Genomic DNA, 16226 nt, shown 5'->3' with positions numbered 1-16226 from the left:
TGATGATTAAAAGACGAAGAACATGCCGGCGGTCAGTTCGACCGGGCTGTAGCCAAAAAAGTTATTGTCGCCGCGGAACTGCAAAACGCCCAGCTTGGCGTGCTCATTATTCCTGATGCGCGTGGCGTAGGCATAGAACGACAGGGTCGGCTGGAAGTTGTACAGATAGCCCAGCGAATAGGCGGTCGACTTCGGCTTGCCGACGCCGTCGCCCGTGTTGGCGCCAAACGCGCCACGGCTGTTGACGCCGTCATAGCTGATCTGCGCCAGGCTGCCTTCGATGCGGTGCTTGCCCAGGTCATACGCGCCCGACACGCCAAACGCGTCGGCGCCATAGCCGCCCGCGTTCGAGACGCGATACGAGGTGTAGGAGCCGCCGAGGGTGAAGTCGTTCCACTTGTAGCGCGCGCCGACGATGTCGGTGACTTGGTTGCGCTTGACGAAGTTGGGCGTGCCGGCCGTGCTGATATCGTTGCTCTGCTGATAGTCCATATGGGCGTAGCCGAGGAACAGATTGTCCTTCTTGTACAGCACATTGGCGGCCCAGCTGCGGCCGTCGTCTTCCAGGTCGGTGGCGGAAGAGGCCTGCTGGCCGGCCGAATACGACACCTCGGCCGAGAAGTTGTTATAGGTCGGGCTGCGGTAGCGCAGGGCATTGCCGTAGAACAGGGCGGTGCCCGAGTTATTGCCGGCCAGGCTGGTGGTCTTGCTGGCGTTGCCGGTGACGGGGTCCTTCAGGTAGCGGCCCAGGGATTCGGGGCGCGTGAGCGAAAACAGGGCGCTGAAGTCGTTGGCGCCATAGTTGTGGGCCGAGGCCAGGTCGGCGCCCAGCGAGACCCAGAACGGCGCCATATACATGGTGCCGCCTTCGATCGAGCCCCAGGTGGTCGAGGCAAAGCCGACGGTCGAGCCGCGATTGAACAGCACGGAAGAGCTGGTGTTGTTCTGCGTGCCGCCGCCGGCGTTGCCGTTGAACAGGTTCAAGCCCGTTTCCACGCCGAAGATGGCCTTGTATTCGTCGCTGAAAACCCAGGAACCGGTGAGGCCCAGGCGGCTGGCCATCTCGCCTTGGTTCAGGCGGTGGTTGGTCAGCTGGCGGCCGCTGGCGTCCTTGCCGCGCGACACCGTGTAGCCGATATCGCCGCGGCCATACAGCTTCCAGTTAAAGCCGGTGGCGGACTTTGCCGGCGCGGCCGCCGAGGTCGCCACCGCCGGCGCCATCGCGGTGGTGGCCGGGGCTGGCGCTGGCGCCGGCTGGGCCGCTTTCGCTTCCATTTGCGCGACGCGCTCCTGCAGCTGGGCCAGCATGGCCTTCATGTCGCTCAGTTCGTCGGCATAAACGTTAGCGCTAACAAATGGCGCCGCAAAGAAGACGGTAGTGATGGCCGTGGCCAGGGTGGTCTTGCGGATGGTGGTTTGCATGATCTTGTCTCCTGTATTTTTTATATGGATGGTGCTGGTGATCCCTGCCTGCTGCGGTACTGCCGCCGCCCCTGCGGGCGGCGCTATATCAACTTAAATCAAATCAAATCAAATTCCTCCCATGCACAGATATTTGATATCAAGAAAATCGTCCATGCCGTAGTGCGAGCCTTCGCGGCCCATGCCCGAATGCTTGACGCCGCCGAACGGCGCCATTTCATTGGCGATCATGCCCGTATTGATGCCGACCATGCCCACTTCCAGCTCCTCGGCCACGCGCCAGACGCGGCCCAGGTCGCGGCTGTAGAAATAGCCTGCCAGGCCGAACTCGGTGTCGTTGGCCAGCGCGATCACTTCCTCTTCCGTGCTGAAGCGGAACAGGGGCGCGAGCGGGGCGAAGGTTTCCTCGCGCGCCACCAGCATGGTGCTGTTGGCCTCCAGCACCACGGTCGGCTCGAAAAAGCTGCCGCCCAGCGCATGGCGCTTGCCGCCGATGGCCAGCTTGCCGCCCTTGGCCAGCGCGTCGGCCACATGCTGCTCGATCTTGCGCACGGCGTTCTCGTCGATCAGCGGCCCTTGCGTGACGCCCGCTTCCAGGCCATTGCCCAGTTTCAGCTGTTCCACCCTGGCCACCAGACGGGCCGCAAAATCATCGTAGATGCCGTCCTGCACGTAGATGCGGTTGGCGCACACACACGTCTGGCCGCTGTTGCGGTATTTCGACATCAAGACGCCCTCGACGGCCGCGTCGATATCGGCGTCCTCGAACACGATGAAGGGCGCATTGCCGCCCAGTTCCAGCGACAGCTTCTTGATGGTGCCGGCCGCCTCGCGCGACAGCCAGGCGCCCACTTCGGTCGAGCCGGTAAACGTGATCTTGCGCACCAGGTTGTTGTGGCACAGCTCGGTGCCGATCGCCTGCGCGGCGCCCGTCACCACATTGAACACGCCCGGCGGCACGCCGGCGCGCAGCGCCAGTTCACCGAGAGCCAGGGCGGACAGCGGCGTTTGCGAGGCCGGTTTCAGGACCATGGCGCAGCCGGCGGCCAGCGCCGGTCCCGCCTTGCGCGTGATCATGCCGTTCGGGAAATTCCACGGCGTAATCGCCGCGCACACGCCGATCGGCTGCTTGATGACGACGATGCGCTTGTCGTTCGACGGCGGCGCGATCACGTCGCCATAGGCGCGCTTGCCTTCCTCGGCAAACCACTCCAGGTAGGCCGCGTTCGAGACGATCTCGCCCTTCGCTTCGGCCAGCGACTTGCCCTGTTCGCAGGTCAAAATCAGCGCCAGGTCGTCGGCGTGCTGCAATATCAAGGCGTGCCAGGCGCGCAGCACGGCGGCGCGCGTCTTGACGGTTTCCTTGCGCCACAGCCTGAAGGCCGCGTGCGAGGCGGCGATGGCGCGCCGCGTCTCGGTCGCGCCCATGCGCGGCACGGTGGCGATAATGTCGCCGGTGGCCGGGTTGGTCACCGCGATGGTGGCGCCGTCATCGGCGTCGCACCACACGCCATCGATCAGGCATTGCTGTTTCAACAGGCTTGCGTCTTGCAGGTTCAACATGAGAAATCTCCTTGAAGGGTGGGATGCGGCTTAGCCGGCGACGGATACCTGCGCCAGGCCCGCGTCGACGATGATGTTCTGGCCGGTGATGCCGTCCGAATCGTCGGCCGCCAGGAACAGCGCCGTGCGCGCCACGTGGCCGGGGTCGAGCCGGTATTTCAGGCATTGCAGTTCGATGAAACGACGGTCTTCTTCCGGATCGCGCCACAGGGCTGCCTGGCGGTCGGTGGCGATGGCGCCCGGGGCGATGGCGTTGACGCGGATATTCTGTTCGCCCAGTTCGCGCGCCAGGGTGCGCGACAGGCCGGCGATGCCCGCCTTGGACGTGGTGTAGCCGACCAGGTTGGGCCGCCCGCGCATCCACGAGATCGAACCGAGGTTGATGATGGCGCCGCCGCCGGCCGCCGCCATGCCGGGCGCCACCTGCTGGATGGCGAACACATGGTGCTTGAGGTTCAGCGCCAGGCAGTTGTCCCAGTAGTCCGGGGTCAGTTCGGCCAGGGTGTGGCGGTCGTCGCGGCCGGCGTTGTTGAGCAGCACGCGGATGGCGCCGAAGCGCGCCTCGACGTCCGCCAGGCTGGCCTGGTAGGCGGCAATATCGCGGATATCGCTGTAGACAAAATACGGCGCATGGCGCGACAAAGGCGCCAGGCGCGCGGCCAGCGCCGCGCTGGCGTCGCGGTCGATATCGCAGAAAGCGACCTGCGCGCCCTGCTGCGCGAAGTGTTCGACCAGGGACGCGCCGATGCCCGAGCCGCCGCCCGAGACAAAGACCACGCGGTCCTGCAGGCTGGGATAGAGAGTGATGGTGTTCATGACAGTTCCTTGTGCGTAGGTGCATCGCGGTACAGCGGTTCGGGACGGCCCGCCACGTCCAGGCGCACGGCAAAGATGCCGCCGGCCTGGGGCTGGCGCGCCAGTTCGTCGTCAGGCGCGCCTTCGCGCGCGCTGGTGATATACAGGGTGCGCAGGTCGGCGCCGCCAAAGGCGACCATGGTCGGGCGCAGCACGGGCAGGTGCACCACGCCGATGATCTCGCCGCCGGGCGAGAAGCGCAGCACGCGCCCGCCCTCGTATTGCGCGCTCCAGTAGCAGCCCTCGGCGTCGATCGCGGCGCCGTCGGGCCGGCCGCCATACACGGCTTCTTCTCCCTTGGCCGGCAGGCGCGCAAACACGCTGCGCTCGCCCACGTGGCCGCTGGCCGCGTCGAAACCGAAGCGATAGATCACGTGATTCGGCGTGTCGGACTGGAACAGCGCGCCGCCGTCCAGGGTGAACGCCAGGCCGTTGCTCACCTTGACGCCCAGGCCTTCCTGCGGACCCCAGCCCAGGCACACCGAACCGCCTTCCAGGCAGTACATGGCCGCCTGTTCGCTGGTGCGCGGCTGGTACATGGCGCCGGCCCAGAAGCGGCCGGACGCGTCGCAGCGGCCGTCGTTGAAGCGCGTATCAAGCGTGTCATACGGTGCGTCGGCCAGCTTGTGCAGGCGTGATTGCTCCGGATAAAACCGGTAGAAGCCGTCGCGCAGGGCCGCCACCAGGCCGCCGCCATCGGCCAGGGCGATGCAGCCCGGCTCGCACGGCACCCACCAGACGCGGTCGAGGCCGGTCGCGGGATCGTAGCGGTGCAGGCGGCGCCCGGCGATATCGATCCAGTACAGGCATTGCTCGGCCACGCTCCACAGCGGGCATTCGGCCAGTTCGGCGCGCGCGTCGAGCACGAGTTCGGCTTGCCATTCACGCATGGTGCAACTCCCCGGTTTCTTCAACCGCCAGGCGCATGGCGATCGACAGGGTTGCGCCTTGTACCAGCAGGCGCATGCCGGTGTCTTTGGCGCCGCGCGCGGCCAGCGCAAACGCATTGTTCGCATGGGTGACCGGTTCGATGGCGATAAAGTTGCGCTCGTCGTTGGGGGCAAAGCACACCAGGTGGCGGCAGTTGTCGCTGGCCGACATGCGCAGCACGTAGTCCGGGTAGTGCAGGCTGGCGCTGCCGCTCCAGCCGCTGTAGCAGTCGTCGGCCTGCCAGCCGGCCACCGGCTGTGGCGTGGCAAAGGGCGAGCTTTGCGAATGCGGCGCCAGGTCCATTGGCAGGCGCTCGCCGCCGGCGCGCCAGAGGCCATCCCACTGGGTTGCCAGGCGCAGGCCCGGGGCCAGCGGAAAGTAGGGGTGGAAACCCAGGCCGGCCGGCATGGCGCGCGCGTCGTCGTTGGTCACCGAGAGGCTCAATCGCAGCCCAGCGTCATCCAACGCCACGCTTTGCCGCACCGTGCAGGCATACGGCCAGTCGGCGTCGCCCGCATGCGCCAGCAGCAGTTCGGCGCTGTCATTGGTGCGGCTGGTCACCTGCCAGGCGCGCTGCCAGCCAAAGCCGTGGATGCTGTGCGGCTCGGGCGCGAAGTTGGCGCGCAGGGCGTGGCGCTGATCGGGCGCCTGCAGCAGCGCGTGGCCGATGCGGTTCGAATACGGCGCCAGCGGATAGCAGGCCATCTGCCGCACCGTGGCGTCCTCTGGCGCCGGGCGCAGCAGGTCGCGCCCGCGCCAGCGCCAGCAGGCGAGGGCGCCGCCGGTGGCCGGGTGCAGCTCGGCGCGGCTGTCGCCGTGCGCGAGCGTGATGGAAGACAAGTGGTCCATCAATCAGCCTTTCAAGCCGCCCGAGGTCAGGCCGCTGACGACCTTTTCCTGGAAGATCACGATCAGCACGACGATGGGCACGATGGCCACCACCAGCGCCGCCGAAATGATCGGCCACGGGAAGGCGAACTCGCCCTGGTACAGCTGGATGCCGACCGGCAGGGTGCGGTAGGCCACGGCCGAATTCATCGACAGCGCCAGCAGGAATTCATCCCAGGAGTTGACGAACGCCAGGATGGCGGCCGTCGCCACGCCCGGTGCGGCCAGCGGCAGCACGATGCGCCACAGGGCGCTGATGCGGGTGCAGCCGTCGAGCATGGCCGCGTTCTCGATATCGCGCGGAATATCCTGGAAAAAGCTCACCATCATCAGGGTGCAGATCGGCAGGTTGAGCACCGTGTAGGGCAGCACCAGCGCCCAGTACGAATTGAGCAGGCCCAGGCTGCGCATGATTTCGAACAGCGGCACCATCAGGGTCACCAGCGGGAACATCGACACGCCGATAATGGCCGTGAGGATCAGACCACGGAAACGCAGGCGCAGGCGGGCGATCGCATAGGCGGCCAGCGCGCTGATAAAGAGGCTCAGCAACGTCGACAGGCCGGCCACGATCAGGCTGTTGGTCAAAAATGTGAGCAGCGGCTGGTCCTGGAAGGCGGAAATAAAATTGCCGATGGTCGGTTCGTGCGGCCAGTAGGTGATCGGCTTTTGCGTCAGCTCGTTCTCGGTTTTCAGCGAGGTAAACAGAATCCACAGGGCGGGAAAAACGCCATTGAGGATGACGATCGCGGCGGCGAACCAGCGCAGGCGCTTCGATGAAAACAGGCCGCTCATTCTTTGTCTCCTCTGACATATTTCAAGTACACGAAGGTGGTGGCCATCGACAGCAGGAACATGAACACGGCCAGGGTCGAGCCATAGCCCACGTCGAGGTAGTCGACGGTATTGGACTGGATATACATGGCCAGCGTCTTGGTCTCGTCGCCAGGGCCGGGCATGTTGTAGGGAATATCGAACGACTGGATGGCCGTCAGGGTGCGGAAGATCAGCGCCACCAGCATCGACGGCACCAAGAGCGGCAGGGTCACTTCCGTAAATTGCTTCCACTTGCTGGCGCCGTCCACTTCGGCCGCTTCGTACAGCGAGGCGGGGATGGTCTGCAGGCCGGCGAGCAGGATCAGCGCCATGAACGACGAGGTTTTCCAGATGGTGGTGATGCAGATGGCGGCCATCGTCAGCGCCGGCGAATTGAACCAGATCTGCGGCTGCCAGCCCAGGGCCGGGAACAGCAGGTCGATGCGGCGGATAATGTCGTTCACCAGGCCGTATTCGCTGTGGAAGAACCACGCGAAGATCAGGCCGACGAAGGCCAGCGGCAGCGCCCACGGCAGCAGCAGCGCCAGGCGCACCGGCCAGCGGTATTTGAACGGCATATTGGCCAGCATGGCCAGGCCCAGGCCCGCCACCAGCGCGCCGGGCACCGTCACCACCGTGATGATGATGGTGTTTTTCAGCGACTTCCAGAACAGGGAGTCTTCCAGTGCCAGCTTGTAGTTCTCCAGCCCGACAAAGCTGGGCATGCCGCCACCGGAGAGGCGGATATCGAAAAAGCTGTTGTAGATCAGTTTGCTGACCGGGTAGGCCACGATCAGCAGTAAAAAGAGAATTGCCGGCGTCAGCAGGACCCAGGCCAGCGTGGTTTCGCTGGGGTCCGTGATGCGGCTTTTCAGGGAGCGTTGCCTCATGTTTTCCTCGACTGTTGCGGTGCGTATGCTAGTCCGGCACGGGCCGCGCGGATGGCGGCCCGGCTCGAACCGGTTAGCGCAGGATGCGCTTGACCCGGTTTTCGATCTCGGCCACGCCGGCCGCCGGCGTCTTCACGCCCGCCATCACCGAATTGGTATTGACCCTGATCGCTTCCGACACTTCGCTGTAGCGCGGCGTGACGGGGCGCGAGCGGGCGCTTTGCACCACCGGCAGCGCGTCGGCGAACCAGCCGTTGACGGCCAGCACTTCCTTGTCCTGGTAGACGGCAGGGTAGACGGGCAGGTTGGACGCCTTCAACGCCAGCTGTTTCGATACTTCCGGGCTCGACAGCCAGCGCACCAGCTTGGCCGACGCTTCCTTGTTCTTCGAGTACGAGGACACGGCCCACTGCCAGCCGCCGATGCAGGAAGCCGGTTTGCCGCCCGTCATGGCCGGCAGGCTGACCACGCCGACTTTATCTTTCACGCCGCTGTCGCCTTCCTGGAAATGGTTCCAGGCATAGCCCCAGTTGACGGCGAACAGCACATTGCCCGCCTGAAATTCCTTGCGCGTGTCGTCGGTCGCCACTTCGGCGATATTCTTTTTCGCCACGCCCTGGTCGACCAGCTTGCGCCACATGGCCAGGCCCGCTTCGGCCTTGGGCTTGTCCATGCTCAGCTTGCCATTGGTAATCAGCTCGCCGCCCTGGCTCCAGTACGGCAGCAAAAAGGTGCAGACGGCGCCTTCGATGGCCTTGCCCTGGAAGCTGATGCCCTGCAGTTCCGGGTTCTTTTCGCCGGCCTGGATGGTGCGCGCCACGGTGGCCAGCTCATCCCAGGTTTTCGGCGGCGCCAGCTTGTACTTCGCCAGCAGGTCCTTGCGGTAGTAGAGGAACATGGCGTCGGCAAAGGCGGGCAAGGCCACCACCTTGTTGTCGACCATATTGGCCTGCTTGTAGGCGGGCAGGTACTGGCCCATGATCTTGTCGCGGTCGGCGCCCAGGTATTTGTCCAGGCTTTCGATCCAGCCGGCCGACGCATACTGGGCCGGGCGGATGATATCGATCAGGAACACGTCCAGGGTCGAGTCGCCGGCCGACAGCACGGTGTTCAGGTATTTCTGCTGCAATTCGGAGGTGGCGCCGCCCGTTTCCAGGTCGATCTTGACACCGGGATTGGCGGCCATGAACTTGGCGAACAGTTCGCGCATGACTTCGGGGCGCTCCTGGCCGCCGACAAACACTTTTACGGTTTGGGCGTGGGCCGCAGTGGCAAGACCGTTGGCAAGAACGAAAGTGGCGCCTAGCGCCAGGACGAGGGATTTGATACGCATGTTGTTGTCTCCTGTTGGGTTTGTATGCCGGACTGTGCCGAGCTTATTTGGATGGCAGCACCGCGCCGCCTTGCGGGTCGAACAGATGGAATTTTTCCATATCCAGGTAGACCGTCGCCTGCTGGCCCGGCGCCAGCGCAAAGGTCGGCGGCAGGCGCGCCGTCAGTTCGCCGCCGTGGCACTGGAAGATCACCAGCGTTTCGGCGCCCAGCGGCTCGACCACCACCACCGTGGCCGTCAAGGGCGAGCTGGCCGGGCCGGCGGCTTCCAGGGTGATGTCTTCCGGACGGATGCCGAATTCCACCTGACGGCCGTCGAGCTTGCCGCAGGCGGCTTGCGCGGCGGGCGGCAGGGCCAGGCGCGCCGTGCCCAGCACGATGTCCACCTGGCCATCGCCGCCGCGCGCGACCTTGGCGCCAAGGAAATTCATCGGCGGCGAACCGGTGAAACCGGCAACGAATTTCGACACCGGTTCGTTATAGATCTGGTCTGGCGTGCCGACCTGCATGATATTGCCACCCGACAGCACGACGATGCGCTCGGCCAGGGTCATCGCTTCGACCTGGTCGTGCGTCACGTAAATCGTGGTGGCGCCGATGCGCTGGTGCAGCTTCTTGATTTCCGTGCGCATTTCCGAGCGCAGCAGGGCGTCGAGGTTGGACAGCGGTTCGTCGAACAGGAATAATCTCGCCTGGCGCACGATGGCGCGGCCCATGGCCACGCGCTGGCGCTGGCCGCCGGACAGGGCGCGTGGCTTGCGCTCCAGCAAGTGCTCGATCTTCAGGATGGCGGCGGCGGCCCGCACGCGCTGTTCGATCTCGGCCTTCGGAAAATTGCGCAGTTTTAATCCAAAACCGAGGTTGTCGAACACCGATTTATGCGGGTACAGCGCATAGTCCTGGAACACCATGGCGATATCGCGTTCGCGCGGCGGCAGGTCATTGACCACTTGCCCCTCGATCGAAATGGTGCCGCCCGTAATCGATTCCAGCCCGGCCACCATGCGCATCAGGGTCGATTTGCCGCAGCCCGACGGGCCCACGAACACGACGAATTCGCCTTTCTTGATTTCCAGGTCGATGCCATGAATGACTTCGACGCCGTTGTCATATTTCTTGACAACCTTTTCCAGTTTTACACCTGACATGCTCGTCTCCAAAGAATGCGAATGACGCGTCTGAGCGCGCTCCATATGCTGTTACAAAAAATCAGTACACGCCCGTCTCGACGGTTTTCGCCAGCGACGGTTTGAGGGCCGCGATAAAGGCATTGGCCTGGCGCATCATCATGCCCATGTCCGAGGCGATGGCGACAAAGTCGTAGCCGTAGCCGATAAACGTTTGCAGCATCTCGGGCGTGGGGCCGACGATGCCGATCGGTTTGCCGATGGCGCGGGCGCGGCGCGCCGCGTCGGCGATCGCCGCCTGTACTTGCGGGTGGCCGATATTGCCGATATGGCCCAGATTGGCCGACAGGTCGCCGGGGCCGACAAACAGCGCGTCGACGCCTTCCACGGCGGCAATGTCTTCCAATTGTGCCAGCGCGGCCGGGGTTTCCAGCTGGATGATGGAAAACACGGCGCCGTTGGCGCGCGCCGCATAGTCGGGCACGGTGCCATAGCGGCTGGCGCGGTGCACGGCGGCAAAACCGCGCGTGCCCGGCGTCGCCTGGCCCGGCATCGGATAACGGGTGGCGGCCACGGCGCTACGGGCTTCCCCGGCGTTTTCCACGAACGGGAACATCAATGTCTGGGCGCCGATATCAAGCGCGCGCTTGATCTGCACCAGGTCGTTCCAGGCCAGGCGCACCACCGGCGCGGCTGGCGTACCACCGAGCGCCTGCAGGATCTGGTAGGCGTCCTGGTAGTCGATGGGCACGTGTTCCATGTCCAGCACCAGCCAGTCGAAGCCGGCGCAGCCCATGGCTTCGGCCGTGACGGGGGTGCCGGCCATCAGCCAGCTGCCCAGCGGTACCGCCGCTTCCGCCAGCAGGGCGCGGAAAGGGTTGTTCAAAATATCCATGGTGATCCTCTGTTCTCTATCTATGTTGGGAAGGCCGGCGCAATCAGAATATCGGCGGCTCGGGCGTGGCCGCGTTGCCCAGCAAGAAGTCGAGATCGCAGCCCTGGTCGGCCTGGGTCACGTGTTCCATGTACAGGCGCGTGTAGCCGCGCGCATATTTCTGCGCCGGCGCCTGCCATGCGGCGCGGCGGCGCGCCAGTTCTTCTTCCGGTACATCCATGTTCAGGCTGCGCGCGGCGATGTCGAGCTCTATCATGTCGCCGGTGCGCACCAGGGCCAGCGGACCGCCGACGGCCGCTTCGGGCGTGACGTGCAGCACGCAAGTGCCGTAGTGGGTGCCGCTCATGCGTGCGTCGGAAATGCGCACCATGTCGCGCACGCCTTGCTGCAGCAGTTTTTTCGGCACCGGCAGATTGCCCCATTCCGGCATGCCGGGCGCGCCGATCGGGCCGCCGTTGCGCAGGATCAGCACGGTGTTTTCATCGATGTCGAGGTCGGGCGCATGGATCTGCGCCAGCATCTCGGCGTTCGAATCGAACACCAGCGCGCGGCCACGGTGCCTGGCAAATTTCGGATTGGCGGCCGACGGCTTGATCACGGCGCCGCCCGGGCACAAGTTGCCGCGCAGCACTGCCAGTGCCGCGCCATCGGCCACCGGCTGCGCCACCTTGCGGATCACGCTGTCGTCCAGGCAGACGGCGTCGGCAATATTTTCACCCAGGCTGCGGCCGGTGACGGTCAGCGCCGTCAGGTCCAGCTGCGGCGTGATTTCCTTGAGCAGCGCGGGCAGGCCGCCGGCATAGAAAAAGTCTTCCATCAGTTTGTCGCCGGACGGGAACAGATTGGCGATCACCGGCACTTTTTGCGCCATCGCATCCATTTCGTCGAGCGACAGCGCCATGCCGGCGCGCCCGGCAATGGCGATCAGGTGGATCGCCGCATTGGTCGAGCCGCCGAGCGCCATATACGCCGCCACGCCATTCGACAGCGAGGCGCGGGTGAAAAAGCGCGATGGTTTGAGGTCTTCCCACACCATGCCGACGATGCGCTCGCCGCATTGCGAAGCCATGCGCACATGGTTGGCGTCCATGGCCGGGATGCTGGTCGCGCCGGGCAGGGTAAAGCCCATGGCTTCGACGATGGACGTCATGGTCGAGGCCGTACCCATGGTGTTGCAGGTGCCGGGCGAGCGGGTCATCTTCGCTTCGAGCTTGATCCACTCGGGCTTGGCGATATCGCCGGCCACATAGTCGTCCCAGAATTTCTTGGTATGCGTGCCCGCGCCCACGCTCTGGCCACGGTAGCGGTCGTTGAGCATGGGGCCGGCGGGGCAGAAGATGGCGGGAATATCCATGCTGATGGCGCCCATCAGCATGCCCGGCGTGGTCTTGTCGCAGCCACCGAGCAGCACCGCGCCGTCGATCGGCAGCGAGCGCAGCAGTTCTTCCGTTTCCATCGCCAGGAAATTGCGGTAAATCATGGTGGTCGGCTTGACCATCACTTCGCCCAGCGACAGGGCCGGCAGTTCGACCGGGAAGCCGCCGGCCAGCAGGATGCCGCGCTTGACGGCCTCGGCCCGCTCGCGCAAATGCGAATGGCAGGGCGACAGGTCGCTCCAGGTATTGATGATGGCGATCACGGGGCGGTCGAGGAATTCTTCGCGGCGCAAGCCCATTTGCTGCAGGCGCTGGCGGTGCGCGAACGAGCGCATGTCGTCAGGGGCCAGCCAGCGCTGGCTGCGCAGCGATTCCAGCGTGCGGCGGGAGGTGGCGGAGCTCAATGTGTGTCCTTTATCGTGTGCCTGGCAAGCTGCGTATGGCTGGCCAGTGGCGCTGTCTCGGGTCTTGCATGTCGTCTTTGTTAGCGCTAACATTGCAAGCACAGCGAAATATAATTTGAATCGAACCCCGTTGTCAACCGATTTGATGACGCTACAATGCGCGCCGTGTGCTGCCGCAGGCGGACAGGCATTACACTATCGGCATGATTTCTTTTAACTAATTTCCATATCGGAATTTATGCACATGCAAAACCGGGCGCTCACACGCCAGAGCAGGCAGTTTCCATGAACGAGCCCGTACGCAAGCGCCGTGGCCTGGGCCGCAGCACCGTGTTCGACGTGGCCAAGCTGGCGCAAACGTCGGCCATTTCCGTGTCGCGCTATTTCAAGGAACCGGAGCGCGTGTCGCAGGAAACGCGCGAACGCATCAGGAGTGCCATCGACCAGCTCGGCTATATCCGCAACGAGGCGGCCGGTGGCCTGGCATCCACGCAGGGGCGCATCGTCGGCGCCATCGTGCCCAGCGTGTCGAATTCCATCTTTGCCGAAACCATCCAGGGCCTGTCGACGACCTTGTCGAAACATAATTACCAGCTGTTGCTGGCAACCCACGATTATTCGGTCGAAACGGAAGAAAAAGTGGTGCGCGCCTTTCTCGGCTGGTCGCCGCGCGCGCTGGTGCTGACCGGCGCCGACCATAGCGCGGCCACCGAAACCCTGCTGGCCGGCCTGCAGATACCGGTGATCGAAACCTGGGACGTACGCACCGAGCGGCCGTATCCGCAGATCGGCTTTTCGCACCGCGCCACCGGGCGCGACATGACCTTGTACCTGCATGGCCGGGGCTACCGCAAGATCGTCTATGTCGACAGCGGCATCGGCAGCGATTTCCGCGCCCGCAAGCGCGCCGAGGGCTATGAGGAAACCATGCGCGAGCTGGGCCTGGCGCCGCACATCGTGCAGGCCGACGCCACGGCGCCACTGGACGCCGGCGCCGAAGTGTTCAGCGCGCAGATGGCGCGCGCCGACCGGCCCGAGGCCTTGTTTTTTGCCAACGACAATATGGCCGCCGGCGCCATCTACGAGGCGGCGCGCGCCGGCATCCGCATCCCGGAGCAGTGCGCCGTGGCCGGCTTCGGCGACTTTCCGTTTTCCGAAAAACTCACGCCCGCGCTGACCACCATCCGCGTGCCGCGCTATGACATTGGCCGCCTGGCGGCGCAGGCGATCTTGTTACGCCTGGGCGAGCTGGAGGAGGGTAGCGCTGTGCTGGCGCCAGAACCCTTGCCGTATGAGCTGATCGCGCGGGCCAGTGCCTGATATGCGGCAAAACCAGATATAGGTTTTGCATATCGGCATCATAGGAAAACATGATTGGCTAAATATGCTGCGATGCGGCATCATGCACCTGTCTCCTCTACTTCCTCACAGGGATTAGATTCAGCCCGCTCCCACAGCGGGCTTTTTTTTATCTGATGCTTTGTCGGCATTGTTTGCGCAAGCACCATTTCCCTCCTCTGTCGCATCGACCGGGGCAGCAGATATTCAGATATAGCCTATGCCTATTTCTATCATCACAACTGATCATTGGCATTGCGTGCTGCGATGCGTCATGATGCACCTGTCTCCTCTAACTCCTCACAGGAATTAGATTCAGCCCGCTCCCGCAGCGGGCTTTTTTTTAGTTCGAAGGCCGCTTATTTACCGCCCTGATTCCAAAGATACTTGTCAAAAATTCTCTCCGCAAACCATTTTTGATTTACCACCTCAAAAAATTCCGCACGTCCTTCGGGAGGGATCACGGTGCAGTCGACCTGCTCAATAAGTTTCAAGATGGCACTTTGTATTTGCAGTTCAGACAGCTTGTATTCAGCCTTCCACAGAGCGCAATAGTCGTTATAAGTACCATTTTTAAATTTAAGGGCTTTTGCGGCGCGGCTATCAAGAATTTTTACCGGATTTTTGCTGTGGAACCATAAAAGTTTTGAGGCCGCTGACAGCAAATTTTGCTTGCTACCGAGTTTTTCTTTCCACTGCTCTACAATCTGGACATAGGTGGTGGTAGTCAACTTCTTCTGATTATCGAGTTCGTATGCGATTTGTTGCCATTGTTTCGAATTGCGCCCACCAGGAATGCTACGAATGACGCTATATGCCACCGCGATGTCCGGCAATACAGCGCTCATGCCACCGGTTTCCTTCATGCGTTGAAGAAGCAGGCGATCTTGCTTCCACCACAGATTTGCGTAACCAATAGCAGCATGATTATATAAATGATCCATCTTGTCATTTCCTCCATAAAGTATTGCAGCATAGCATTAAAAATGGAAAAAAATACCACAAGGACGTTTCATTTACGGTGGCAGAGATGATAGCCAAATCATGTTGAACACCATCTACCGGCGCCTTCTCAAACTCGAAAGCGATGGTGCCAAGCTTATTCTGTTGTACAATCCTTGAGAACGGTCGTGCTTTTTTTGTGCGCTGAGTCCTTGCGCGCATCCCGATTGCGACACATTACAAGGAGACAGCCATGGATTTACAGTACACGCCCGAGGACAACGCGTTCCGCGACACGGTGCGCGCCTTTCTCGACAGCCACTTGCCGGGCGAGCTGCAGCGCAAGGTGCGCGCCCACTTGCGGCTGAGCCGTGACGACTACGTGCGCTGGCACAAGATTGTCGCCCAGCAGGGCTGGGCTGCGCCCAACTGGCCGGTCGAACATGGCGGCACGGGCTGGACGCCGATACAGCGCCATATCTGGGAAGACGAGTGCGCGCGCGCCGCCACTCCGCCGATCCTGCCGTTCGGCGTCAATATGGTGGCGCCGGTCATCATGGCCTTCGGCACCGAAGCACAAAAAGCCCATTATTTGCCGCGCATCCTCAATTGCGACGACTGGTGGTGCCAGGGTTACTCCGAGCCAGGCGCCGGCTCCGACCTGGCCTCCCTGAAAACCACGGCCGTGCGCGATGGCGATGACTATATCGTCAACGGCCAGAAAACCTGGACCACCCTGGGCCAGCATGCCGACATGATCTTTTGCCTGGTGCGCACGGATACGAGCGTGCGCAAGCAGGAGGGCATCAGCTTCTTGCTGATCGACATGAAAACGCCGGGCATTGCCGTGCGTCCCATCATCATGCTCGACGAAGACCACGAGATCAACGAAGTGTTTTTCGACAATGTGCGCGTGCCGGTGGCCAACCTGGTCGGCCAGGAAAACCGTGGCTGGACCTACGCCAAATACCTGCTGGGCCATGAACGCACCGGCATCGCCGCCGTCGGCCGCTCCAAGCGCGAACTGGCCTTCCTGAAACAACTGTCCATGCAACAACTGAAAAAAGGCGAGCCGCTGCTGCGCGACCCGGCCTTTGCTGCCAAGGTGGCCGGCGTGGAAATCGAATTGATGGCGCTCGAAATGACGGTGCTGCGCGTGATCAGTGAGGAAGGCAAGGGACCGGGGCCGCAGGCGTCGATGCTGAAAATACGGGGATCGGAAATCCAGCAGCAACTGACGGAACTGATGGTCGAGGCGCTGGGTCCGCAGGCGCTGCCGTTCGATGCGGCCTACCTCGACGGCGAACACGAGCACAGCGCCGGTGGCGACGATCTCGGTGCGCCGCTGGCCGCCTGGTATTTCAACTACCGCAAGACATCGATCTATGGCGGCTCGAACGAAATTCAGAAAAACATCATCACGCAGATGATCCTGGGCCTGTAGGGTA

General features: G+C 63.1%; 14 protein-coding genes. 2 read left to right on the top strand and 12 right to left on the bottom strand.

Annotated features, from left to right (window positions below; translation table 11 throughout):
- Positions 1–6: 6 nt before the first annotated feature.
- The 11 genes from ASR47_RS18015 to araD form a co-directional block, all read right to left on the bottom strand.
- Positions 7–1422 carry a porin gene (locus ASR47_RS18015; RefSeq protein WP_065309157.1) on the bottom strand — a complete coding sequence of 472 codons (1416 nt, stop codon included), beginning with the start codon at positions 1420–1422 and terminating at the stop codon, positions 7–9.
- A gap of 108 nt (positions 1423–1530) precedes the next feature.
- Entirely contained in the window at positions 1531–2985 is a 1455-nt protein-coding gene (locus ASR47_RS18010) for an NAD-dependent succinate-semialdehyde dehydrogenase (RefSeq protein ID WP_065309156.1), read from the bottom strand.
- Between the two features lie 30 nt (positions 2986–3015).
- Positions 3016–3801, bottom strand: coding sequence for an SDR family NAD(P)-dependent oxidoreductase (locus tag ASR47_RS18005; protein ID WP_065309155.1), 786 nt, complete (start codon positions 3799–3801; stop codon positions 3016–3018).
- Positions 3798–4730 carry an SMP-30/gluconolactonase/LRE family protein gene (locus ASR47_RS18000; RefSeq protein ID WP_065309154.1) on the bottom strand — a complete coding sequence of 311 codons (933 nt, stop codon included), beginning with the start codon at positions 4728–4730 and terminating at the stop codon, positions 3798–3800. Before ASR47_RS18000 ends, ASR47_RS18005 begins: the two co-directional genes overlap by 4 nt.
- Entirely contained in the window at positions 4723–5619 is an 897-nt protein-coding gene (locus tag ASR47_RS17995) for an aldose 1-epimerase (RefSeq protein WP_150127862.1), read from the bottom strand. The genes ASR47_RS18000 and ASR47_RS17995 overlap by 8 nt, the downstream gene beginning before the upstream one ends.
- Positions 5620–5622: 3 nt before the next feature.
- Entirely contained in the window at positions 5623–6453 is an 831-nt protein-coding gene (locus ASR47_RS17990) for a carbohydrate ABC transporter permease (protein ID WP_065309152.1), read from the bottom strand.
- The gene (locus tag ASR47_RS17985; protein WP_065309151.1) at positions 6450–7364 is read right to left on the bottom strand and encodes a carbohydrate ABC transporter permease; all 915 of its coding nucleotides are present in this window, start codon (positions 7362–7364) and stop codon (positions 6450–6452) included. The genes ASR47_RS17990 and ASR47_RS17985 overlap by 4 nt, the downstream gene beginning before the upstream one ends.
- A 73-nt stretch (positions 7365–7437) precedes the next feature.
- Positions 7438–8697, bottom strand: a complete 1260-nt coding sequence (locus ASR47_RS17980) for an ABC transporter substrate-binding protein (RefSeq protein ID WP_065309150.1) — start codon at positions 8695–8697, stop codon at positions 7438–7440.
- Between the two features lie 43 nt (positions 8698–8740).
- Positions 8741–9844, bottom strand: coding sequence for an ABC transporter ATP-binding protein (locus tag ASR47_RS17975; protein WP_065309149.1), 1104 nt, complete (start codon positions 9842–9844; stop codon positions 8741–8743).
- 61 nt (positions 9845–9905) lie between these two features.
- Positions 9906–10718 (bottom strand): HpcH/HpaI aldolase family protein, encoded by an 813-nt coding sequence (locus tag ASR47_RS17970; RefSeq protein ID WP_065309148.1) that lies wholly within the window; start codon positions 10716–10718, stop codon positions 9906–9908.
- Positions 10719–10761: 43 nt separating this feature from the next.
- Complete coding sequence (gene araD, locus ASR47_RS17965; RefSeq protein WP_065309147.1) at positions 10762–12498, bottom strand: L-arabinonate dehydratase; 1737 nt, start codon at positions 12496–12498, stop codon at positions 10762–10764.
- A gap of 285 nt (positions 12499–12783) precedes the next feature.
- Between araD and ASR47_RS17960 the strand changes: the two genes are divergently transcribed.
- Positions 12784–13818 (top strand): LacI family DNA-binding transcriptional regulator, encoded by a 1035-nt coding sequence (locus ASR47_RS17960; protein ID WP_065309146.1) that lies wholly within the window; start codon positions 12784–12786, stop codon positions 13816–13818.
- 377 nt (positions 13819–14195) lie between these two features.
- Here the strand turns inward: ASR47_RS17960 and ASR47_RS17955 are convergent, their stop codons facing one another.
- Positions 14196–14780: a hypothetical protein gene (locus tag ASR47_RS17955; RefSeq protein ID WP_150127861.1), complete on the bottom strand. Its 585-nt coding sequence runs from the start codon at positions 14778–14780 to the stop codon at positions 14196–14198.
- A 251-nt stretch (positions 14781–15031) separates the two neighbouring features.
- On the opposite strand from ASR47_RS17955, the gene ASR47_RS17950 reads away from it, so the two are divergent.
- On the top strand, positions 15032–16222 hold the full coding sequence (locus ASR47_RS17950; RefSeq protein ID WP_065309144.1) for an acyl-CoA dehydrogenase family protein: 1191 nt from the start codon (positions 15032–15034) through the stop codon (positions 16220–16222).
- Positions 16223–16226: the final 4 nt, after the last annotated feature.

The organism is Janthinobacterium psychrotolerans (genome assembly GCF_001677885.1).
In the GTDB taxonomy this organism is placed as follows: Bacteria; Pseudomonadota; Gammaproteobacteria; order Burkholderiales; family Burkholderiaceae_D; genus Janthinobacterium; species Janthinobacterium psychrotolerans.
This window is presented reverse-complemented; position numbering and strand designations above follow the sequence as displayed.